Origin of the sequence: Rhodococcus sp. BP-332, from assembly GCF_019836065.1 — a bacterium.
Taxonomy (GTDB): Bacteria; Actinomycetota; Actinomycetes; order Mycobacteriales; family Mycobacteriaceae; genus Rhodococcoides.
On sequence record NZ_JABUEC010000004.1, the window covers coordinates 441,205 to 462,531 of the forward strand.

The 21,327-nt window shown below is 69.1% G+C and carries 20 protein-coding genes, 1 pseudogene and 1 riboswitch; of the genes and pseudogenes, 17 read left to right on the top strand and 4 right to left on the bottom strand.

All coding sequences use genetic code 11. The features are described 5' to 3' along the window. The first annotated feature begins 5 nt into the window (after window positions 1–5). The 7 genes from HQ314_RS17420 to atzF all read left to right on the top strand — a co-directional run bounded on the left by HQ314_RS17420 (window position 6) and on the right by atzF (window position 8,970). A complete protein-coding gene (locus tag HQ314_RS17420) occupies window positions 6–1,352 on the top strand; it encodes a putative nucleotidyltransferase substrate binding domain-containing protein (protein ID WP_222650709.1) in 1,347 nt (448 codons plus the stop codon). Further along, window positions 1,349–2,173: a Fic family protein gene (locus tag HQ314_RS17425; RefSeq protein WP_222650710.1), complete on the top strand. Its 825-nt coding sequence runs from the start codon at window positions 1,349–1,351 to the stop codon at window positions 2,171–2,173. The genes HQ314_RS17420 and HQ314_RS17425 overlap by 4 nt, the downstream gene beginning before the upstream one ends. Before the next feature lie 102 nt (window positions 2,174–2,275). Beyond that, a complete protein-coding gene (locus HQ314_RS17430) occupies window positions 2,276–3,829 on the top strand; it encodes an amino acid permease (RefSeq protein WP_222638827.1) in 1,554 nt (517 codons plus the stop codon). Then, complete coding sequence (locus HQ314_RS17435; protein ID WP_222650711.1) at window positions 3,826–4,647, top strand: urea amidolyase associated protein UAAP1; 822 nt, start codon at window positions 3,826–3,828, stop codon at window positions 4,645–4,647. The genes HQ314_RS17430 and HQ314_RS17435 overlap by 4 nt, the downstream gene beginning before the upstream one ends. Beyond that, window positions 4,644–5,288, top strand: coding sequence for an urea amidolyase associated protein UAAP2 (locus HQ314_RS17440; RefSeq protein WP_222633116.1), 645 nt, complete (start codon window positions 4,644–4,646; stop codon window positions 5,286–5,288). Before HQ314_RS17435 ends, HQ314_RS17440 begins: the two co-directional genes overlap by 4 nt. Further along, entirely contained in the window at window positions 5,285–7,276 is a 1,992-nt protein-coding gene (locus HQ314_RS17445; RefSeq protein WP_222650712.1) for a 5-oxoprolinase/urea amidolyase family protein, read from the top strand. The genes HQ314_RS17440 and HQ314_RS17445 overlap by 4 nt, the downstream gene beginning before the upstream one ends. Further along, window positions 7,273–8,970 (top strand): allophanate hydrolase, encoded by a 1,698-nt coding sequence (atzF, locus tag HQ314_RS17450; RefSeq protein WP_222650713.1) that lies wholly within the window; start codon window positions 7,273–7,275, stop codon window positions 8,968–8,970. Before HQ314_RS17445 ends, atzF begins: the two co-directional genes overlap by 4 nt. A 9-nt stretch (window positions 8,971–8,979) precedes the next feature. Here the strand turns inward: atzF and HQ314_RS17455 are convergent, their stop codons facing one another. Further along, complete coding sequence (locus HQ314_RS17455) at window positions 8,980–9,663, bottom strand: TIGR00266 family protein (protein WP_051613494.1); 684 nt, start codon at window positions 9,661–9,663, stop codon at window positions 8,980–8,982. Window positions 9,664–9,858: 195 nt separating this feature from the next. Here HQ314_RS17455 and HQ314_RS17460 point away from each other — a divergent pair, with 195 nt between their 5' ends. The 4 genes from HQ314_RS17460 to HQ314_RS17475 are packed head-to-tail and all read left to right on the top strand — an operon-like array spanning window position 9,859 to window position 13,617. Beyond that, the gene (locus HQ314_RS17460; RefSeq protein WP_261781767.1) at window positions 9,859–11,694 is read left to right on the top strand and encodes a hypothetical protein; all 1,836 of its coding nucleotides are present in this window, start codon (window positions 9,859–9,861) and stop codon (window positions 11,692–11,694) included. Next, a complete protein-coding gene (locus tag HQ314_RS17465) occupies window positions 11,691–11,879 on the top strand; it encodes a hypothetical protein (protein ID WP_222650715.1) in 189 nt (62 codons plus the stop codon). The genes HQ314_RS17460 and HQ314_RS17465 overlap by 4 nt, the downstream gene beginning before the upstream one ends. 32 nt (window positions 11,880–11,911) lie before the next feature. Continuing rightward, on the top strand, window positions 11,912–12,322 hold the full coding sequence (locus tag HQ314_RS17470; RefSeq protein ID WP_222650716.1) for a hypothetical protein: 411 nt from the start codon (window positions 11,912–11,914) through the stop codon (window positions 12,320–12,322). Beyond that, window positions 12,319–13,617, top strand: a complete 1,299-nt coding sequence (locus HQ314_RS17475; protein ID WP_222650717.1) for a hypothetical protein — start codon at window positions 12,319–12,321, stop codon at window positions 13,615–13,617. The genes HQ314_RS17470 and HQ314_RS17475 overlap by 4 nt, the downstream gene beginning before the upstream one ends. A 76-nt stretch (window positions 13,618–13,693) precedes the next feature. On the opposite strand, the pseudogene HQ314_RS21880 reads toward HQ314_RS17475, so the two are convergent. Then, window positions 13,694–13,825, bottom strand: a pseudogene (locus HQ314_RS21880) (hypothetical protein); the annotation flags it as partial. Between HQ314_RS21880 and HQ314_RS17480 the strand changes: the two are divergent. The 5 genes from HQ314_RS17480 to HQ314_RS17500 all read left to right on the top strand — a co-directional run bounded on the left by HQ314_RS17480 (window position 13,779) and on the right by HQ314_RS17500 (window position 18,419). Further along, window positions 13,779–15,725 (top strand): CocE/NonD family hydrolase, encoded by a 1,947-nt coding sequence (locus tag HQ314_RS17480; RefSeq protein ID WP_374197845.1) that lies wholly within the window; start codon window positions 13,779–13,781, stop codon window positions 15,723–15,725. The pseudogene HQ314_RS21880 and the gene HQ314_RS17480 overlap by 47 nt on opposite strands. Window positions 15,726–15,795: 70 nt before the next feature. Further along, the gene (locus tag HQ314_RS17485; RefSeq protein ID WP_155957071.1) at window positions 15,796–15,954 is read left to right on the top strand and encodes a hypothetical protein; all 159 of its coding nucleotides are present in this window, start codon (window positions 15,796–15,798) and stop codon (window positions 15,952–15,954) included. Between the two features lie 99 nt (window positions 15,955–16,053). After that, on the top strand, window positions 16,054–16,221 hold the full coding sequence (locus HQ314_RS17490) for a hypothetical protein (RefSeq protein ID WP_222650719.1): 168 nt from the start codon (window positions 16,054–16,056) through the stop codon (window positions 16,219–16,221). A gap of 10 nt (window positions 16,222–16,231) precedes the next feature. Further along, window positions 16,232–16,351, top strand: a riboswitch (cobalamin riboswitch). Between the two features lie 41 nt (window positions 16,352–16,392). Continuing rightward, window positions 16,393–17,415, top strand: a complete 1,023-nt coding sequence (locus HQ314_RS17495; RefSeq protein ID WP_222650720.1) for an ABC transporter substrate-binding protein — start codon at window positions 16,393–16,395, stop codon at window positions 17,413–17,415. Further along, entirely contained in the window at window positions 17,412–18,419 is a 1,008-nt protein-coding gene (locus HQ314_RS17500) for an iron ABC transporter permease (RefSeq protein ID WP_222638817.1), read from the top strand. The genes HQ314_RS17495 and HQ314_RS17500 overlap by 4 nt, the downstream gene beginning before the upstream one ends. Before the next feature lie 40 nt (window positions 18,420–18,459). On the opposite strand, the gene HQ314_RS17505 is transcribed toward HQ314_RS17500, so the two are convergent. After that, entirely contained in the window at window positions 18,460–19,416 is a 957-nt protein-coding gene (locus tag HQ314_RS17505; RefSeq protein WP_222650721.1) for a type IV toxin-antitoxin system AbiEi family antitoxin domain-containing protein, read from the bottom strand. Window positions 19,417–19,422: 6 nt separating this feature from the next. After that, complete coding sequence (locus HQ314_RS17510) at window positions 19,423–20,064, bottom strand: class I SAM-dependent methyltransferase (protein ID WP_222650722.1); 642 nt, start codon at window positions 20,062–20,064, stop codon at window positions 19,423–19,425. Window positions 20,065–20,144: 80 nt separating this feature from the next. Here HQ314_RS17510 and HQ314_RS17515 point away from each other — a divergent pair, with 80 nt between their 5' ends. Then, entirely contained in the window at window positions 20,145–21,326 is a 1,182-nt protein-coding gene (locus HQ314_RS17515; protein ID WP_222650723.1) for an RtcB family protein, read from the top strand. Window position 21,327: the final 1 nt, after the last annotated feature.

Here is a 21,327-nt window from a genome sequence, read left to right on the forward strand (position 1 = left end):
GCCGGGTGACCTCCTCGCGTCGGCGTTCCCCGGTGAGCGCGCTGACGCGTCGCGGTGTCCCGATCGGTCGAGCCGACATCACCGTCGCGGAGGCAGCCGACGCGATGACCCGGGCGCGGTCGAGCACCCTCGTCGTGCAGTGCCCGGGCTCGGTGTGGGGAGTGGTGACCGACGGCGACCTGCGCCGACGCGTGATCGCCGCGGGCCTGAGCACCGCGGCACCGGTGTCGGCCGTCGCATCCGTTCCTGCCGTCACTGTCGACGCCGAGGTGCCCGTCGCGGAGGCGGCCGCCCTCGCGCTCACTGCGGGTGTCCGCCGACTGGTGGTGCTGGATGCGAGTGGGGGCGTGCTCGGCATCGCCCTCGAACAGGATCTGCTCTCGCCGGCGCTGCGTGCGGGCACAGCGCTGCGCACCGCGGTGGAGCGCTCGGCGAGTGTCGACGATCTGGTCGAGGCATGCGGGCGGCTTGCCTCGGTGACGTTGTCGCTGAACGATTCCCGCGTCCCGTCGGCCGACGTGACGGCAGTGCGATCGTCCGTGGTGACGGCCACCGTGCGCCGGGCCGCCGAACTGCTGGGCGACGACGCGTCCACCTGGCTCGTCTCCGGAAGCGTCGCTCGGCGCGAATCGGTCCCGTCGTCCGATGTCGAGACGGCGCGGGTGGGCGGCCCGTCCCCGATGGGGTCGGACGTGCACGCCGTACTCGAACGCTGCGGTCTCGCAGCCGATCCCCATCACGCGAGTGCCGCGTCGCCGCGCTTCGTGCGGACGGTCGACGAGTGGTCCGACGCGGTGGCAGGCTGGGTGGCCGATCCGTACGAGGACACCGGTGTGGTGATGCTCTCGCTCGCGCTCGATGCGCGTCCGGTGGTACCGGGTGGATGGACACCGGCGGAGCCCGTGCGCGCCGCGCTGGCCGACGCCGCTCACGCGCGACTGCTGATGTTGCGTGAAGCGACGACGATCAAGGCTCGGGTGACGCTGCGGGACAAACTCTTCCGTCGTGCGGACACGATGGACGTGAAGGCGGGTATCCTGACTCCCATCGTGGACATCGCGCGCTGGGCCGGTGTCTCCGCCGGGCACGACGCCGTGGGCACGCCGGCGCGGCTCGAGCACGGTGCCCGGGCGCAGGTGCTGTCCGAGGACGACGCCGCGGTGCTCGCGGAATCGTTCGACGTCGTCCAGCGCATCCGGCTGCGGCACCAGTGCGAGGCACTGCGCGACGGCCGCCCCGTCGACGACCTGGTGCGCCCGTCGGACCTCACGCCCCTCGACCGGAGCCTGCTCGACGCGGCTGCGCGGGAAGTGGCGGGCGTGCAACGGGCCTCGGCGTACCTGGCTCGATGAGGCCGTCCGAGGAACATCCCGACACCTTCGCCGGGCTCACCCCGGAGCAGTGCCACGCCGTCGATCAGGCCGTCGCCGCCGAACGGCTCGAGGGATGGCGTCCCACGCCGGCGGACCTCGCACTCCTCGTCGCCGAGTGTCGCGGCGAGACGGTGCTGCCGTCGGTGCGCGAGGGGCTCGTCGGCGACGGACCGAAGCGTGAATCACGCCGGGCGGCACTGCGTCCGCGGCACACCCCGTACCTGCTGCCCGGGTCGACGACGCTGCGCAACGTGCTGGGCATCGTCGACGCGGCCGCGTTGCACCGCGCGGAGAGCATCCTCACCGCACTCCGTCTGGTCCGCTGTCACACCGGGCGGGCCGACCTCGGGGGCGCCGTCGGTGTGCACCGCCTGCTGAGCGTGCACCGCTACATCTTCCAGGACGTCTACGTGTGGGCAGGCGACGTGCGCACTGTGGAACTGTCGAAGAACGGCACCGCGTTCGCGAGGTGCTCCGTCGTGTGGGACGGCCTCATGGGCGTGCACGAGACCATCCTGAGTGCCGACTGGGCGGCCCCCGACCGGGGCGAGCTCGCGTACCTCCTGAGCCGCACCTACGCCGACCTCAATCAGGTGCATCCCTTCCGTGAGGGCAACGGACGGGCCGCGACCATGCTGCTGCATCTGCTCGTCGCGCCGACCGGGTTCCGGCTGGATCTGACCGACGTCGAGCGGCGGGACTGGATCGCCGCATCGCAGGACTCGGCACCGTTCCGCCAGGCCGGCGCACCGTCCGCACGCCCCTTCCTCCCCCTCTTCCTGCGCGCCCTGAGCTCGTAACGCACTCGCAACATCTCGATACATCACGGACACCACCGCGGCCGCTGCGTCCGATTAACTATCACTCGACAGATACACCCCTCCCGTCGATGGAGAACACCCATGAGCCAGGCCGTGCTCCCACCCCCGTCGGACCGTCACGCGGACGGCGACTCCGACGATCTCCTCGAGTTCGGGTACGAACAACAGCTGCATCGCAAGCTGGGGAAGTTCGCGTCCTTCGCGGCGGGCTTTTCGTTCGTCTCGATCCTGACGACGATCTTCCAGCTGTTCGGCCTGGGCTTCAGCTTCGCCGGTCCGGCGTTCTTCTGGGCGTGGCCGGTGGTGTTCGTCGGCCAGTTCATGGTGGCGCTGTGCTTCGCCGAACTGGCCGCGCGCTACCCCATCTCCGGGGCCATCTACCAGTGGTCACGCCGCGTCGGCGGTGAGATCACCGGCTGGTTCGCCGGGTGGTTCATGATCATCGCGCAGATCGTGACGGCCTCCGCCGCCGCCATCGCACTGCAGGTGGTGCTGCCGAACGTCTGGAGCGGCTTCCAGATCGTCGGCACCGACACCGCACTGACCTCGTCGGACGGCGCCACCAACGCCGTCGTGCTGGGCACCGCGCTGCTGGTGATCACCACGACCATCAACTCCATCGGTGTCAACGCCATGGCGCGCATCAACTCGATCGGCGTGACGTGCGAGATCGTCGGTGTCATCGCGGTGATCGGCGTGTTCTTCACTCATGCTCAGCGCGGACCGGACGTCGTGTTCGACACCGGCGGCGTGCCCGTCGATTCCGGCTACATCGGGGCGTGGATCGTCTCGGGACTCATGGCCGCCTACGTCATGGTGGGATTCGGCTCCGCCGGCGAACTGGCCGAAGAGACGAAGAATCCCCGTCGGGTCGCACCGCGCACCATCCGTCTCGCGCTGTCCGTCTCCGCGCTGGGCGGCGGGCTCATGATCATCGGTGCGCTCATGGCGGCACCCAGCCTCACCGACGGTGAACTCGCGACGCAGGGCCTGCCGTACGTGCTGAACTCCGTGCTCTCGTCCCCGTGGGGCACCGTGCTCCTGATCGACGTGGCCATCGCGATCCTCATCTGCACGTTGGCCATTCAGACCGCCGCGTCCCGGCTCATGTTCTCGATGGCCCGCGACGGCCGGCTCCCCGCGTCCCGTGTTCTCGGATCGGTCAACAAGACCACGGGCACGCCCATCGCTCCGGCCGTCGTCATCGGGCTGGGCTGCGTCCTGGTGCTCGTGGTCAACGTCGGCAACTCGGCGATCTTCTCCACCCTCGCCAGCGTGTGCATCGTCCTCATCTACCTCGCCTACATGATGGTCACCGTGCCGCTGCTCCTCCAGCGGCTGAAGGGCTGGCCCCACAACACCACCGGCGCCCCGAAGGTGGACTCCGAGGGCAAGCCGCTGTTCACCCTCGGCCGCCTCGGCCTGCCCGTCAACCTTCTCGCCGTCGTCTACGGCGCTGCCATGGTGGTCAACCTGTCCTGGCCGCGCCCCGAGATCTACGACCCCTCCGGCGATTTCCCGCTGCTGCGCTGGGCCGCACCCCTCACCGTGCTGGCCGTCGTCGCCGTCGGTGCGCTGTGCTTCCCGCGCGGCAAGGCCCACCCCAACCCCGTCACCACAGGAGTGTCCGCATGACCGCCACCACCACAGCCGCCCGCGAGCACGCCCGGTCGCAGGCTCGGGAGATCACCGACTCGATGCCGGTGGTCCCACCCTCCCTGTGGCCGCACGAGGTTTCCGGAACCGATGCCGCGTCGCTCGTCTGGGCCGAGACGGTTCCCGGCGGGCGGTACACGACGAAGGTGCTCCAGCGCGGAACCCGAGTCCGGTTGCGCGACATCGACGGAGCGGCCTGCGCGCACGTCCTGCTGCACCGTGCCGACGCACCGTGGGAACGCCTGAACACCGCCGACACCGTCAAGGTGCCGTGGCAGGCGTACATGGGGGTGGGTCATCCGCTGCTGTCCGACCAGGGGCGGGTGATCGCCACTGTGCTGGCCGACTCGTCCGGACACCACGACGCACTGTGCGGTACGACGACGCTGCTCACCAACACCGCGAAGTACGGTGACGGCAGCGCGTACTCGGCGTCGCCCGCGGGCCGCGAGTTGCTGGTCCTGGCCGCCCTGAAGAACGGCCTCGGTCCCCGCGACGTGCCGCCGACACTCAGCTTCTTCCACGGCGTCACCGTCGATCCCGACGGGGCGCTCCGCAGCACGGGTTCCGCGGGTGCCGGCCGCGAGGTCGACCTGATCCTGCACCTGCCGGTGATCGTGAGCATCGCCAACACGGCGCACCCGATCGATCCGTCGCCCACCTTCGACACCACGTCGCTCGAGGTGCTGGCCTGGCCGTCGCCGCAGGATCTCGAGGCGCTGCCGAACACCGACCCCGAATACCTCCGTGCCGTCGCCAACACGGAAGACATGTACGCAGCAGGAGGCTCGAAATGACCGCAGCAGTACAGGAACTGGCGCTGGTGGCCGGCCGGGTGATCCTCGACGAGGTCGCACCTGCCCGTGGCCCGTGGTCCGCCGTCGTGCGCGCCGGTGACGTCCTCACCATCCTCGACCTGGAGGGCAACCAGGCCGTCGACACCCTGGTCTACGGCGCCGACGACCACACCGTCCGCTACAGCGCACCGGCCACCATGGTGGGCCAGGGCAACGTCTACCTCACCACGGGAACGGTGCTGCGCGACAGTGAGTCCCGGCCGATGATGACCATCGTCGCCGACGAGGTGGGCAATCACGACACGATCGGCGGTGCGTGCTCGCAGGAATCGAACACGCTGCGCTACGGCCACCACACCAAGCACCAGCACGCGTGTGTCGAGAACTTCGTGCTCGAGGGGTCGCGGTGGGGTCTGGGCAAGCGCGACATCGTCTCCAACATCAACTTCTTCATGAACGTCCCGGTCGACGCGGACGGCAGCCTGGGCATCGTCGACGGACTGTCCGCGCCGGGCAAGCGGATCGCGCTGCGCGCGGAGATCGACTCGCTGGTCCTGATCTCGAACTGCCCGCAGATAAACAACCCGTGCAACGGTTTCGACCCGACACCGGTTCGTCTGATCGTGACGCGGCCCGCATGAGCATCCGCGTCGAGCGCCCCGGCATGCTCACGACCATTCAGGACTGGCCCGGCCGGGTGGGGTACTGGAAGGTGGGAGTACCCCCGTCGGGGCCGATGGACGACCTGTCGCTGCGGTTGGCCAACGTCGCCGTCGGCAACCCGGAGGGAGCGCCGGCGCTCGAGACCACGATGAGCGGTCCCGCACTGCGTTTCGACGACGAGACCGTCGTGTGCGTCACCGGTGCGGACGCACCCGTCACGGTGAACGGCGAACCCGCCGAGCGCTGGACGCCGATCACGGTGCCCGCGGGCGGGGTGCTGGACGTGGGTGCGGTGTCCGGGGCCGGTCTGCGGATGTACGTCGCGATCCGCGGCAGCGTCCTGGCCGAGGAGTACCTCGGCAGTGCGTCGACCTTCACACTCGGGACGTTCGGCGGGCTCGACGGCCGTGTGCTGCAGGCGGGCGACGACCTCGCCCCGGCGGATCGCGCGACCGGCACGCCCGCACCCGTGCCGATGGAACACGTTCCGGCGCTGACGCACTCGTGGCAGCTCGCCGTCACGGAGGGTCCGCACGGAGCACCCGAGTTCTTCACCCGCTCCGACATGGACACCATTCTCGGCACCGACTACGAGGTGCACTTCAACTCCGATCGCACCGGCGTGCGGCTGGTCGGACCCCGCCCGGACTGGGCGCGCACCGACGGGGGAGAGGCGGGTCTGCACCCGTCGAACATCCACGACAACGCGTATTCGGTCGGGGCGCTGGACTTCACGGGCGACACCCCCATCCTGCTCGGTCCCGACGGCCCGAGCCTGGGCGGTTTCGTGTGCCCGGTGACGGTGGTCGCGGCCGATCGCTGGAAGCTCGGTCAGCTGCGCCCCGGCGACACGGTGCGCTTCGTCGCGCTCGAGGCCGCTGCGGCCGCCTCGAAGAACACGCTGGGCGTCGGCCGGCGCGCCGGCCTGCCCGTGGTGTTCTCGCGCGGCGGCGACGGTGACGACGGTGTCATCGCGCGCCGCGACGGTGCCACGCCGGTCACCTATCGACGCTCCGGTGACGACAACATCCTGGTCGAGTACGGCGAGATGTCCCTCGACCTCGCGCTGCGGGCCCGTGCGCACGCCCTGCACGAGGCCGTCGAGGCCATCGCTCCCGCCGGGTTGGTCGATCTGACGCCCGGTATCCGGTCGTTGCAGGTGAAGGTCGACCCCGATGTGCTGTCGACCTCGAAACTCCTGGATCTGCTGCTCGAGGCCGAGGACGCGCTGCCGGACACCTCCGAGCTCACGGTGCCCAGTCGGCAGGTGCGGCTGCCGCTCTCGTGGGACGACCCGTCCACGCGCGAGGCGATCCAGCGCTACATGCACGGGGTACGCTCCGACGCGCCGTGGTGCCCGTGGAACATCGAGTTCATCCGCCGAATGAACGGGCTCGAGTCCGTCGACGACGTGTACGACACGGTCTTCGACGCCGAGTACATGGTGCTGGGCCTGGGCGACGTGTATCTCGGTGCACCGGTGGCGACTCCGCTGGATCCACGGCACCGCCTAGTCACGACGAAGTACAACCCGGCCCGCACGTGGACACCGGAGAACGCTGTGGGGATCGGCGGCGCGTATCTGTGCATCTACGGCATGGAGGGACCCGGCGGCTACCAGTTCGTCGGTCGCACCACGCAGGTCTGGAACCACCGTCATCCTCTGACCACGAAGGGGTTCGAAGAGGGCACGCCCTGGCTGCTGCGCTTCTTCGACCGCATCTCCTGGTACCCCGTCAGCACCGAGGAACTCGCCGACATGCGCGCCGATCTCGCGGCCGGGCGCGGAGCGGGTGTCGAGATCACCGACGGCACCTTCTCTCTGGCCGACCACGACGAGTTCCTGGCCGACAACGACAGCTCCATCGCCGAGTTCCGCAAGAAGCAGGCCGAGGCGTTCGGCATAGAGCGCGATGCCTGGTCCGCGGCCGGCGAGTTCGCCCTCACCACAGCACAGGGAGCATGATGACGACCGCCACCGATCGAGTGTTGCTCGCGTACAAGCGTATTGCCGAGGTCGACCGCCCCGAAGTGTGGATCACGCTGCGCGACGAGGCGGACGTCCTCGCGGAGGCCGCCGGTCTGGACGAGAGCCTGCCGCTGTACGGGACCGTGCTCGCGGTCAAGGACAACATCGACGTCGCGGGTCTCTCGACGACGGCGGCGTGCCCCGAGTTCGCCCGTACCCCGGACGCCGATGCGACCGTGGTCGCGCGACTCCGCGCCGCCGGCGCTCTGGTGCTGGGCAAGACCAATCTCGACCAGTTCGCCACCGGACTCGTGGGAACGCGCAGCCCGTACGGCGCGGTGCGGCACGCGCACGACCCCGAGAAGATCTCCGGCGGCTCGAGTTCCGGCTCCGCGACCGCGGTCGCGCTGGGCATCGTGGACATCGCCCTCGGAACGGACACGGCAGGGTCGGGCCGAGTTCCTGCGGCCTTCGCCTCCCTGGTGGGCATCAAGCCGACGCTGGGACTGGTGCCGAACACCGGCGTCGTCCCGGCGTGCGTGGACTACGACGCCGTGACGGTCTTCGCCGCCGACATCACCACGGCCACAGCAGCCATGGCGATCATGATCGGTGCGGACTCGGCGGATCCGCGGAGTCGTGCGTGGCCCGCGACGGTGCCGTTGTCGGCCCCGCCGCGCCCCCGTGTCGCCGTTCCACGCACCGAGGATCTCCGCGCGCTGTGCCCCGAGTACGCGGAGGCGTTCGAGCGCACGGTGTCGGGACTGGACGCTGTGGGGATCGACCACGAGATCGTCGACATCTCCGTGCTGCTGGACGCGGCCGTGCTGTTGTACGACGGGGCGATCGTGGCGCAGCGCTACGCGGCGGTCGGCGAGTTTCTGTCGACATCGCCCGAGCACGCCGACCCGACAGTCTCCCGCATCGTGCTGGGCGCGAAGGATCCGGCAGCGCACGCGTACGTCGACGACCTCTCGACGCTGCTGGCGGCGAAGGCGCACGCGGCGTCGATTCTCGACGGGCTCGACGGCCTGGTGCTGCCGACGACCACCGAGCACCCCACCATCGCTGCGGTACAGGCGGATCCGCTCGGCATCAACCGCAGGCTCGGCACGTTCACCAACTTCTGCAACCTTCTCGACATGGCGGCCGTCGCGGTGCCGGGTGCGCGCACGACGGCGGGGGATCCCTTCGGCGTCATGGTCGTGGGCCCCGCGTTCACCGATCAGGTACTGCTCGACATCGGCGCCGCGGTGGCGGATCAGGACACGGCGGTACTCGTGGAGGACGGCGTGGACGTGCTCGTCGTCGGCGCGCACCTGCGAGGGTTCCCGCTGAACGGTCAGCTGGTCGAGCGTGGTGCGCGGTTCGTCGGTGAGGTGAGCACCTCCGCCGACTACCGCCTGGTCGATCTGGGCACCACGCCGCCCAAGCCCGGACTGGTGCGCGGCGGCAGCGCCTCCATCGCGGGCGAGCTGTATCGGATGGCCCCGGCGCACCTCGGCACGTTCCTGGCCGGGCTGCCCGCACCGATGGGCCTGGGATCGGTGACGCTGTCCGACGGTCGGGAGGTGGTCGGTTTCATGTGCGCCGCCGATGCGGCGGAGGCGGGCACCGACATCACCGAGTTCGGCGGCTGGCGGGCCTACACCGCGAATAGTGGAGTCCGAACCCCGGATTCCGGGGTCTGAGTTCCACGATCAGCTCGAGCGTGGCCGGTTCTCGTCGATGAGCCGTTCGAGTTCGCGAGGGTTCCTGGTCTGCAGCAGGACGCGGCCCGGACCGGTGAAGTCGAACACCAGCCCCTCGCCGGACTTCAGCGTCTGCATCGTCTTCCCCTGTACCGCTCGACGCACGTCGAACGTCATCGCGAGGTGGTAGGCCACCACGTGACCGGTGTCGATGGTGACGCGTTCCCCGGGACCGAGGTCCATGACGTCGATGGCGCCGTACACACCCAGCAGCACGTGCCCGCGCCCCGACGCCTTGTAGCCGAAGGCGCCCTGGCCGCCGAACATCTGCTTCATTCCGCCGAACTGCGGGTCGACGGTGACGTCGGGGGAGTTGCCGAGCCAGGAACCGTGGCCCACGAACCACTCCTGCCCGTCGGCGACGTCGACGGTGATGACGTCGCCGGGCAGCTTGCCGGCCAGGTCGACCCAGCCGCCCTGGTCCGGTGCCGTGTACGTGGTGACGTAGAAGGATCCGGCGCTCAGCGCGCTGCGTTTGAGTCCGCCGAGGAATCCGCCCGGGGTGCTGCTGCGGATGTCTACACCGGCCGAACACGCGAGCATCGCCCCGCCCTCGGTGTTCAGCGATTCCCGTGGTGCGAGGCGGCATCGGGCGACGGTGTTGGAGGGGTTGTGCCGGAGTTCGACGTCCATGCGCAGACGATAGAGCAGCGACGACCGCCGCGCGCGGCACGTGAGAGTGCCCGAGAAATTACTTTCGGGTAGCTCTGGTGTCGACGCCCGGTTACAGACATAATCCGATGCGTGAACAATGTAGGTGTTACCTCGAGTAACCTGATCGCACAGGCGCCGGCCGGTGGCGGCGCCGCGCTCGATCAGGTCTTCGGCATGACCGCGGCAGCCGGTGTCATCTCGCTGTTCCTGCTGTATCTGGCCGTGATGCACCGGACGAGGCGCATCACGTGGCTGCAGCGCCTCGCGGACTACGCGGGCGAGAAGCTGCACCGCCCCGGGTGGGTGGCGCTGCCGCTCGTCATGTTCATCTCGACGATCCTCACCGCGTTCTTCGGCTTCATCTGGGACGTCAGCCTGCACATCGGACGGGGTCGCGACGAGGGCCCGTTGGCCAACCCGGCGCACTACTTCATCCTGGTGGGCCTGTTCTTCCTGTTCATCGCCGGTGCGCTGGCGATCATCCTGCCGCGCGACGAGAAGCCCGGTCCGGCAGCCATCAAGATCACCCGGACCTGGTACGCCCCCACCGGCGGGCTGCTCATCGCCGGCTCGGGCCTGTACGCGCTCATCGGCTTCCCGCTCGACGACATCTGGCACCGCATGTTCGGCCAGGACGTGACGCTGTGGGGACCGACGCACCTCATGCTCATCGGCGGCGCCGGGCTCTCGCTCGTCGGCGTGCTGCTGCTCGAGCACGAGGGGCGCGTCGCGATGGCCTCCACCGCCGTGACCACCGCCGCCACCGGCGGTGAGCCCGACGGCGAGACGACGGCGGACCCGGCGCAGGCCGTCGACTCGCGCAAGCGCTCGATCATCACCTGGTTCATGCGCAGCTCCGCCTTCGGTGGTCTCGTCATCGGCCTGTCCGTCTTCCAGATCGAGTACGACTTCGGCGTCGAACAGTTCCGGCTCGTCTTCCAGCCGCTGCTCATGACGGCTGCCGGCGCCTTCGCGCTCATCGCCGCCCGCCTCATGGTGGGCCGCGGATCCGCTCTGTTCGCCGTCGCGTTCGCCGCGGTGATCCGCGAGGTCACCGCGCTGATCGTCGGTCCCGTCCTCGGTGAGCCGCACAGCGTGTTCACGCTCTACCTGGGCATGGCCGTGGTCGTCGAGATCATGGGTCTGACCACTCTCGTCCACCGCCGCCTCCTGTTCGGTGCCGTCACCGGTATCGCCGTGGGCACCGTCGGCCTGTACCTGGAGTCCATGTGGGTCGACGCCGTCTTCCTCTACCCGTGGCCGAACAGTATGTGGGTCGAGGCGCTTGCCACCTGCATCCCGGCCGGCCTCGTCGTCGGTCTCACCGCGGGTCTGTTCGCACAGGCGCTCAGCGGTGACGGACTCCCGCGTCCCGCCGTCCGGCGTTCCGTCGTCGTCGCGATGGTGCTGGTGCTCGGCGGCAGCGTCGCGAACGGCCTGATGATCGACGTTCCGCAGGGCGCGAGCGCGACCGTGAGTCTCACCGACGCTCCCCGCGAGGACGGCTTCCGCATGGTCACCGCCACGGTGAGCATCGACCCGAGCGATCTGGTGTCCGACGATCCCGAGTGGGTCTCCATCCTCGCCTGGCAGGGCGCAGGCGACTCGCTGCACGGACTCGTCGTCGACAACCTCGAGCGCACCGGCCCGGGTGAGTACCGCTCCACGCGTGCCATGCCGGTCGACGGGACGTGGAAGACGTTCCTGCGCATCCAGGACGGCCGCACCATGGCCGGTGCGCCCATCTTCATGGCGGCGGACGAGGGTATCGGCGCCGAGGAGGTCCCCGCGACCACCGAGTTCACCCGCGAATTCCAGTACGAGACCAAGCTGCTGCAGCGCGAGCGCTCGTTCGACCACCCGGCGTGGCTGTTCACGGCGGCGTGCCTCGTGGTGCTGGCCTGCTCGCTGGCCCTCATCTGGTCGCTGTCCTGGGGCGCCGCGCGCATCAGCCTGGCCACCCCCGGCAACACCGCGACGAAGGGCAGCAAGGAGCGCAGTCGCGTATGACGCCCGATCCGAACGTGATCTACCTCGCGGATCACTCTGTCGTGCTGGCACTTCCGGCCGTCATCCCCGCAGTGCTCATCGCTCTCGTGGTGATCGTCATCGTCGTGCGCGACCGGCGGGCCGAGCGGGCGGAGAACGCCGAGAACGAGCTGAAGGACGCGAACGAGAGGGAGGGTACGGAGTGAGCGGGAAGGCCGGAGGCCGGTCGGCAATCGGTATGCGCGCAGTGGTAGTCGGGTTGGCAGCCTTGGCACTGGCGGGGTGCTCGCAGGCGGAGCCGGAGACCGAGGCGCCGCCCGAGCAGGTCTCTTCGACACCGGCCACGTCCGTAGCGGCGTCCGACGTCCCACGCATCACGCCGACCACCACGCTCGACGTCTCCATCGCGGGCGGTGAGGTCACCCCGGTCGACCAGCGTCTCGAGGGCAGGGTCGGCGAGGAGATCCTCGTGGCCGTGTCCAGCGACGCGGAGGACGAGATCCACGTGCATTCCGTTCCGGAGCACAGCTTCCCGGTGGCGGTCGGCGACGATCAGCAGTTCCGCTTCACGGTCGACGTGCCGGGCTCGGTCGACATCGAGTTGCACGAGGCCGACGTCACCGTGGCGACGGTGCTCGTCCGGTCGTGAGCAGCGAGCTCCTCGCGCACGGTCTCGGCGGGTCGTCCGACCTGCCGATCCCGGTGACGTACGCCCTCATCGGCGGTGCCTGGGCGCTGGCAGCGTCCTTCGCGGTCCTGTTGCTGGCGTGGAAGACTCCGCGTCTGACGCCCGATCGATACCTGGTCCGGACGCCGCTGGCGCGACTCGTGGACGCTGCCGCGTTCCGGGGCGTCGTCGGCACCGCGTCGGTGGCGCTGGCCGTGTGGGTCGGTGCGGCGTCGGTGCTGGGTCCGCAGGATGCATCCAACGCTCTGCTCGGCGTGTTCTACGTGCTGGTGTGGGTCGGGCTGGTCCCGGCATCGCTGGTCTTCGGGCCGGTGTGGCGCATCGTGTCCCCGGTCCGCGCGCTGTATCGCGTTCTGCCGCACGGCCGGCCGCGGACCCTGCCCGACGGCATCGGGGTGGTCCCGGCGGTGCTGGGCCTGCTGGCCTTCGTGTGGCTCGAACTGGCGTCGAGTGATCCCGGTTCGGTTGCCGCCGTGCGTACCTGGTGTCTGCTGTACGTGGTGGTCCTGCTCGGCGGCGCCCTGATCTTCGGCGAGGAATGGTTCGCGCGCGCGGATCCGTTCGAGGTGTTCAGCGACACCGTGGCGCGGTTGTCGATCCTGGCGCGCGACAGGGAGTCTCGCGCCCTCGTGCTGCGGAACCCGCTCGACGGTGCCGCCACCCTCCCCGTACGACGCGGAACCGTCGCCGTGACGGCCACGTTGCTCGGCTCCACCGCGTTCGACTCGCTGGCGCAGACGCCGAGTTGGAAGTCGTTCGCGCGTGACCTCGGTGACCCGGTGCTGATCCGCACGGCCGGCGTGCTGGCGTGTGTCGCACTGGTGGGCACCGTCTTCTGGCTCGCGGCGCGCACCACCGGCGGTGTGACGAGGGAGCGTCGCGCGCAGTTGCCCGGTCTGTTGGCGCACTCGCTGATCCCGATCGTCGTCGGGTACTTCTTCGCCCATTACCTCACCTATCTCGTAGAGAAAGGTCAGCAGAGCGTCTTCACGTTGTTCGATCCGTTCGACCGAGGATGGAATCCGCTCGGCATCGCGGACGCGTCGGTGAACTACGCGTTGTCCTCGCACCCGTCGGTGGTCGCGTCGATCACGGTGCTGTGCGTGGTGATCGGGCACATCGTCGGAGTGACACTGGCGCACGACGCGGCTCTGCGGCTCCTACCGAAGAAGGACGCGCTGCTCGGCGAACTGGCTCTCATGCTGGTGATGGTGCTGTACACCTTCCTCGGTCTCTTCTTGTTGTTCGGCGCATGAATGGTCGTTGACCTTTCCGTGACCGTAGGTTACCGTCCGGTAGGTTAGTGGCGCCCATCACAGGGGAGGGTGCCGATCAGAGCATGGGGGCTCGTGTGCGGCGTCGTTCCACGGTCATCTCGGGCGTTCTCGTCGCCCTCCTCGTCGCATCCGGTACCGCGGTGCCGGCCGCGGCGGATCCCACCGGCGGCGCGGACGCCGTCGCCTGGACCGCCGCGGCCGATGCGCCGCCGCAGTACCCGCAGGTGGCCATCGACTGGGACGTCCCCATCACGATGAGTGATGGAACAGTGTTGCAGGCCAACATCTACCGGCCCGCCGATGCGTCCGGTCGCCCGGTGGAGACCGACCTCCCGACCGTCCTGAACATCACGCCGTACACCAAGCTCGTGGGCAACCTGATCGACTCGATCCAGCAGATCCCCGGAGTGAGCGAGCCGGTGCTCGACTTCCTGGCGAGCCTGAACTTCGCCGGTACGCCGTTCGACGGCATCACCGATCTCACGCAGGCGGTCGACGGCGGGGGCCTGCGCATCTTCGCCGTCAACCGGAACCTCGTCCAGAACGGCTACGCCCAGGTGGTCGTCGACGCCCGCGGCACCGGGTTCTCGCAGGGCACGTGGGACGTGTTGGGTCCACGCGAGCAACAGGATTCGGCGGAGATCATCGACTGGACGTCCCGGCAGTCCTGGTCGGACGGTCAGGTCGGCATGTCGGGCATCTCCTACTCGGCAATCAACTCCGTGCAGGCCGCGGCGCTGCGTCCGCCGGCGCTGAAGGCCATCTTCCCGGTCGAGCCCGGCAACGACCTGCTGCGCGACATCGTGGGTACCGGCGGCGCGTTGGGTGTCGGGTTCATGCCGCTGTGGCTCACGTTGGTCAACGTGCTGAAGTTCGTCCCGAACGTGCAGTCGATCCTGCAGGGGCAGTTCGACACTCGGTGGCTCGCCGATCGATTGGCCGATCCGGCGATCCTGATCCCCGAACTCGCCAACGCCTTCACGGCGCCGACCATTGCCGACATCCGGCCCGAGACACTCGGTGTCGCGCAGGACGGCGAGTTCTACGCCGACCGTTCGGCGGATCTGTCGCAGATCGAGGTGCCCACCATGGTCTACGGCGGCTGGCACGACATCTTCACCAACAGCGAGCCGCGCATCTACAACGACATACCGGTCGCGCCCGGACGCAAGCAGCTGATCATGGGCGACGGCTACCACGTCAATCCGGGTGCGGGCTTCGGACGCCCGGGCAACCCGCCGCGACTCGATGCACTCGAACGCGCGTGGTTCGACCATTGGCTGAAGGGCGTCGACAACGGTGTCGAGAAGTACGGCCCCGTGACGCTGTTCCAGCAGGGCGGCGGGTGGACCACCACCGATCAGTTCCCCCGTGCCGGAGCGCAGTCACAGCGCACCTACCTCTCCGCCGCCCCCAGCGGCACCGCCGGGCACAGCCTCCACGACGGCTCGCTGTCCTCGTCGCCGACGTCCGACACCGCACGCCTCACCGTCGCGCCGGGCCTGCGCGGGGTCTGTTCCCGCGACGCCGCGGTCGGTACTGCGGGTGCGGCGGCGATCCTGGGGTCCGTGTGCACGAAGGACTCCCGGTTCAACGAGGCCGAGGCCCTGACGTTCACCAGCGCGCCGGCCGAGAGGCCCACCCAGATCTCGGGTGCCACCAACCTGCATCTCAACACGGTGCTCGATCGGCCCGACGGCTTCTGGGCCGCGACGATGAACGACGTCGCGCCGGACGGCACGTCCACCCCGATCAGCCACGGCGCTCTCACCGCATCGCTGCGCCAGATCGACGAGGCGACGAGCACCCGCTCGGCCAACGGCGACTACGTCGACGCGAAGCCGGCGCTCACGCTCGCGAGCCGGCAGCCGCTCGTGCCCGGCGTCCCGACCACGGTGGACATCAACCTGCTCCCCACGGATGCCGTGATCGCGCCGGGCCACCGGATCCGCATCGACGTCTACGCCGCCAGCGTGCCGCGCTACCTGCCACTGGGGCCGATGCTCGTCGACTCCGCGCTGGCACCTCAGCACGTGCAACTCGACCCCGCGAACCCCAGCTTCGTGAACATTCCGTATGTGAACTGAGCGGATACCGTGACCATGTCGCGTCCTCGCAGGCGGTTCGGTCGCCGGTATCGGTGGAACACTTCGTGACATGTGGTGGTTCGTCATCGGCTTCGTGGCCGTCTGGATGGTGGTGTCGGTCGTTCTCGGCGTCCGAGTCGGCCATGCCATTCATGTGGCCGACGTCGAGGAAGACGTCGAGCACGCACACGACGTCGACGGTGACGCGCCACTCGCTCCCACGAGGTGATGGGGACCGAGATCGGATTGTGATCGAGCACGGCAATCCTCGCGAATGGCCGTGACGAAAACTCGTCGTGACGACACCGCACCACCTCGGGACCCGCTCGTGACCACGGGCTGGATGTTCGTGGTCGGCATCGCGGTCGCGTGGCTTCTCATGGCGGTCCTCATCGGTGTCTGGATCGGTCGCGCCGTCCGCAAGGCGGAGCGCGACGAGCGCGACGCACGTCGGCAGGAGTCGACTCCCGAACACCGCCGCGACTCGGCGGCCTGACGACCGACCGTTAGAGTGACCCTCGAACAGTCGTTCAGCGAGGGAACCCGGTGCGATTCCGGGACTGGCGCGCAACGGTGACGAGCTTCGGCTCGAAGTCCGATCGCTTGCTGTCCGGCACCACCCTCGAAGCTCCGCGCACGGGCTCCCAGCAGGACGGCACAACCGAACATGACCCCACGCCTCGCGATCGCCGCTGTCGTCACGACAGTCGGCCTCATCGCCACAGGATGCTCCACCGGCCCGACCACGACGGCTGCGGCCGAGGCCGGAAGCACCTATCCCGTCACCCTCGAGAACTGCGGCCGCACCGTCACCATCGACGCGCCGCCGCAGCGCGCCGTCTCCCTCAATCAGGGGTCCACTGAGATCCTGCTGTCCCTCGGGCTGGAAGATCGGATGGTCGGTACCGCCACCTGGACCGACCCGGTACGGGCCGACCTCGCGGACGCCGACGCGCAGGTTCCTCGGCTGGCGGACAACAAGCCCTCGCTCGAGGTGGTGCTGGACACCGAGCCCGATCTGGTCACCGCGTCGTTCGGCGGAACGCTGGGAGAGGGTGGAGTCGCGGACCGCGACCGGTTCGATGCCCTCGGCGTCCCGACGTACCTGTCGCCGACCGACTGCATCGGTAAGTCGGCCACCAGCGTCAACGCTGACGGTGCCCGGGACGAGCCACTGAGCATCGAGACGGTGTTCGAGGAGGTGCGCGATCTTGCGGCGATCTTCGATGTCCGCGACCGAGGGGATGCCCTCGTCGACGAGCTGCGAACGCGCTACGACGCGGCATCCACGCCGGTGTCGGAGGCGTCGCTCGCGTACTGGTTCGCCGACACCACTGCCCCCTACATGGCCGGGTGCTGCGGAGCGTCCGGTGTCATCTCGAACGCGGTGGGCGTGCGCAACGTCTTCGCGGACACGAAGGACGAATGGCCGCAGGTGAGTTGGGAGAGTGTCGCCGACCGCAACCCCTCCGCACTCGTGCTGGCCGACCTCAGCCGGCGCAGCATCGACGGTGACGCGCTGGCGAGCAAGATCGCATTCCTCGAGAGCAACCCGGTGACGAGTCGCATGCAGGCGGTGATCGACAAGCGCTACATCGTCGTGAACGGTGCCGACCTCAATCCGTCGATCCGGACCATCGACGGTATCGAGAAAGTGGCTGCGGCACTGCAGGAGTGGTCGAACGGGTGAGGGTGCGACCGGCATTGGCGGTCGTGGCCACGCTGCTGGCGGTCGTCGCGTCGGTGGCGGTGTCCATCGCGCTGGGCCCGGCGAACGTGACGGTGCCCGACGTGGTCGCCGTCGTCGTCGCGCATCTCGGTGGCCCGCCGGCGGACGTCAGCCGCATCCAGGACGGCATCGTCTGGGAACTACGGCTTCCCCGTGCACTTCTCGCGGCGATCTGCGGGTGCGGCCTGGCGCTGTGTGGCGCGATCATGCAGTCGCTGCTGCGTAACCGCTTGGCGGATCCGTTCGTTCTCGGCATCTCGTCCGGTGCCTCGACGGGCGCGGTGTCGGTGGCGGTGCTCGGTGTGGGTGCGGGCGCACTGTCGCTGTCGACCGGCGCCTTCGTCGGTGCTCTCGTGTCCTTCGTGCTGGTGATGATGCTGGCCACCGGCGCCGGCGGTGGAACTGGGCCGGTGATTTTGGCGGGAGTGGCCGGTACGCAGTTGTTCTCGGCCCTCACCTCGTTCATCGTGCTGTCCTCCGCCGATGCGGAACAGACGCGCGGGGTGCTGTTCTGGTTGCTGGGCTCGCTCGCCGGTGCCGGGTGGAGCGATGTCGCGGTGTGCGCCGGCGCCGTGGGGATCGGGGCGGTGGCGTGCGTGGTGGCGGCGCCATCCCTCGACGCGGTCACGCTGGGATCGGACACGGCCCGCGCGCTCGGGGTCTCGATGCTCCGCCTGTCCGTCGTCCTGCTCGGAGTCACTGCACTGATGACCGCGACCATCGTGGCGTCGGCGGGAGCCATCGGGTTCGTCGGGCTGGTCATCCCGCACGCGGCTCGCATCCTCGTCGGCACCGCCCATCACCGCGTGCTGCCGGTGTCCATGGCGATCGGTGCCGTGTTCATGGTGTGGGCGGACACCCTGGCGCGCAGCGTCTTCGCACCGCAGGAGATTCCGGTGGGGGTCGTGACGGCGCTCGTGGGTGTGCCGGCGTTCGCGATCATCCTGCTGCGTGGAAAACGCTGATAGTGGAATCTGGACCCCGGAATCCGGGGCGCAGATTCCACTATCGACGCAGTGCCCGACGAACTTCGGCGATCACGGCATCGGGCTCTCGAATCAGCCGGTGGTAGGTGAACCGGAGCACCGTCCAGCCGTCGTTCACGAGCGCGTTCTGACGCACCGCGTCGTGGGCCATGCGCTCGGCCGTGCGGTGATACGCCCAGCCGTCGATCTCGATCGCCACCCGCCGGTCGACGAAGGCCACGTCGATCACGTAGCCGCATGACCGCACGGCGCACTCCCATCCCGTGATGCGAAAGGTGCGCAGCAGTCGAAGGAAGATTCGCTCCGCCTCGGATTCGCCGCCGGTCGCCGCGTGCACGAGCATCGCCGCGGCGCGAGGGCTGCCGACACGTCCGGGATTGCGAGCGTGGGCACTCTGCAGCCGGTCCAGTGATGTGCGGGTCTGCAGTGCGCGGTCGAGGAACTGGGTTCCGTCGCCGGGTCGTGCTCCCTCCAGGATCACCGCGGTCTCCAGCACAGTCAGTGCGAGGCCGGTGACGCGGAGATCGCGGGCCACCGCCACGTCGACTGCAGGAACGTCGCGTCGTCGCACGGTGACCGACCGATCGAGGTAGCGCCGAGCACGCGGAATGGTCACCCAGGAGTGGGCGGGCGGCCGCTCGAGCAGGCCGAGCCACCATGCGGCGGTGGGCCCACTCGCGAGTGCTCCGCGACCGCATCGGAGCACCGCGATGCGCACCATCGCCTGCTGGGTGACCGGTTGACCTGCCGGCATGTAGATGCCCGACGCCATGCGGGTCCAGCGTCCTGCGGACACGCGGCGTTCGAGCGCGGTGGACGACAGTCCCAGTGCGAGGGCCTGCGCCCGGCTGATGACGCCGTCGTGCCGACCAGCGAATCTGTCCAGTTCGTCCACGCACTGTTGGACGGGCGTGGGCCCACCGGGGATCCCCGCAGGAACAGTGGAATCGGAACCCCGGATTCCGGGGTCTGACATCCACGATCAACACCCGCGCGGCGGCGGCTCCACGAGGTGATCGCGTGCCCGCGCGACGACGAACGCCTGCGCCGCCGTCTCCGTGCCGTGAGCGGATCGCACGGCGTCCCGGTGCAGCACGTACTCGCTGTCGATGAGCAGCGACTGCACCTCGTCGACGTCGTGGCGGAGGTAATCGAGGTGCACGTCCCGCCCGAACGCGGTGCGCAGTTCGCGGGTGGGTGCGGCGGTCTGGAATGCCAGCAGCAGCCAGCCGTCCGGAACGGTGACGCGGCGGAACTCGGAGAACAGAGCGGGCAGATCGGCGGTGGGGGTGTGCACGATCGAGTACCAGGCGCACACGCCGTGCACAGAACCGTCGGCCAGGGGGAGCGCGGTCATGTCGCCCACCACCCAGGAGGCCGGCCCCGATGCCGCGGCGATCATGCCCTTCGACGCGTCGAGGCCCAGGACATCGAGGCCGGCACTCGCGAGCTCGCGTGCCGCCTGGCCGGGCCCGCACCCGGCGTCGAGCACCGTCGTGCCGCGCGAGGACCGCACCGAGCGAGCGAACGACGACAGGAACCCGCGGTCGAAGGGGCGCGAGCCGAGCTCGTCGGCGAAGGCTGCCGCGTAGTCCGGGGCGATCGCGTCGTACTCCGAGTGCATGCGGGACAGCGTAATTGCCTGGCCCCGAGGTACCCACACCTCGTACCGTCACTGACTCACCGACAACGAAGGAGATCACCATGCCACCGACAGGCGCGGGAACGCGGCTGCTCAACTGGGCCTCGGCCATCGAGGACGCCACGTTGGAGCAGGCGCGTCGCACCGCGGCCATGCCGTTCATCCACCCCCATGTCGCCCTGATGCCCGATGCGCACCCCGGAATGGGAAGCGCTGTGGGCACGGTCATTCCGACACTGCGCGCGGTCATCCCCGCCGCGGTCGGCGTCGACATCGGGTGCGGGATGATCGGCGTCGAGACGACGCTGAGCCACAGCGACATCACGGACCTCGACCTGGCGCAGCTGCGTCAGGACGTCGAGCGCGTCATCCCCCTCTCGCCCGGCAACTACAACGGGCACCTCGACCGCTTCGAGTTCACCGCTGCCAAGATCGCGGAGCTCGAGGAACTGGCCGAGAAGAGCGGGGTGGACCTGTCGCACTCGCCGAAGTGGCGTCAGCAGCTGGGGTCTCTCGGTGGTGGCAACCACTTCATCGAGCTGTGTCTCGACGAGCGGGACCGGGTGTGGCTGTTCCTGCACTCGGGTTCGCGAGGGGTGGGCAACAAGATCGCCAAGAAGCACATCGCGATCGCACAGAAGGTGTGCGAGAAGTGGTGGATCCAGCTGCCCGACCGTGACCTCGCGTACCTGGCCCAGGGCACGCCCGAGTTCGATCGGTACATCGCGGATCTGACGTGGGCGCAGCGGTTCGCGTACCTCAACCGGGCGGAGATGATGGATCGGTTCCTGCACCAGTTCGTGCATCGGGCCGGTACCGACACGAGTGTCGAGTCGGATCGAATCAACTGTCACCACAACTACACCCGGCCGGAGAAGCATGCCGGCAAGGACGTGTGGCTCACCCGTAAGGGCGCCGTCCACGCGGCCGAGGGTGTGCGGGCCATCATTCCGGGCAGCATGGGAACGCGGTCGTACGTCGTCGAGGGCAAGGGCAGCGCGAGCGGTCTGCACTCGGCTCCGCACGGTGCGGGTCGGCGGTTCTCCCGGGCCGAGGCGCGCAAGCGCTACACGCAGGACGACCTGCGTGAGCGGATGGTGGGGATCGAGTACCGGGATTCGGCCGAGTTCATCGACGAGATCCCCGATGCCTACAAGTCCATCGACGTGGTGATGGAGGATGCTCGCGATCTGGTCACGGTGCTCCACGAGCTCCGCCAGATCATGAACGTCAAGGGCACCTGAC

Coding starts and splice junctions, on each gene's coding strand:
- HQ314_RS17425 (WP_222650710.1), top strand. CDS start 1,349: ATGAGGCCGTCCGAGGAACATCCCGACACCTTCGCCGGGCTCACCCCG.
- HQ314_RS17495 (WP_222650720.1), top strand. CDS start 16,393: ATGACCCCACGCCTCGCGATCGCCGCTGTCGTCACGACAGTCGGCCTC.
- HQ314_RS17440 (WP_222633116.1), top strand. CDS start 4,644: ATGACCGCAGCAGTACAGGAACTGGCGCTGGTGGCCGGCCGGGTGATC.
- HQ314_RS17435 (WP_222650711.1), top strand. CDS start 3,826: ATGACCGCCACCACCACAGCCGCCCGCGAGCACGCCCGGTCGCAGGCT.
- HQ314_RS17510 (WP_222650722.1), bottom strand. CDS start 20,064: ATGCACTCGGAGTACGACGCGATCGCCCCGGACTACGCGGCAGCCTTC.
- HQ314_RS17460 (WP_261781767.1), top strand. CDS start 9,859: ATGACCGCGGCAGCCGGTGTCATCTCGCTGTTCCTGCTGTATCTGGCC.
- HQ314_RS17430 (WP_222638827.1), top strand. CDS start 2,276: ATGAGCCAGGCCGTGCTCCCACCCCCGTCGGACCGTCACGCGGACGGC.
- HQ314_RS17455 (WP_051613494.1), bottom strand. CDS start 9,663: ATGGACGTCGAACTCCGGCACAACCCCTCCAACACCGTCGCCCGATGC.
- atzF (WP_222650713.1), top strand. CDS start 7,273: ATGATGACGACCGCCACCGATCGAGTGTTGCTCGCGTACAAGCGTATT.
- HQ314_RS17515 (WP_222650723.1), top strand. CDS start 20,145: ATGCCACCGACAGGCGCGGGAACGCGGCTGCTCAACTGGGCCTCGGCC.
- HQ314_RS17505 (WP_222650721.1), bottom strand. CDS start 19,416: ATGTCAGACCCCGGAATCCGGGGTTCCGATTCCACTGTTCCTGCGGGG.
- HQ314_RS17470 (WP_222650716.1), top strand. CDS start 11,912: ATGCGCGCAGTGGTAGTCGGGTTGGCAGCCTTGGCACTGGCGGGGTGC.
- HQ314_RS17445 (WP_222650712.1), top strand. CDS start 5,285: ATGAGCATCCGCGTCGAGCGCCCCGGCATGCTCACGACCATTCAGGAC.
- HQ314_RS17465 (WP_222650715.1), top strand. CDS start 11,691: ATGACGCCCGATCCGAACGTGATCTACCTCGCGGATCACTCTGTCGTG.
- HQ314_RS17485 (WP_155957071.1), top strand. CDS start 15,796: ATGTGGTGGTTCGTCATCGGCTTCGTGGCCGTCTGGATGGTGGTGTCG.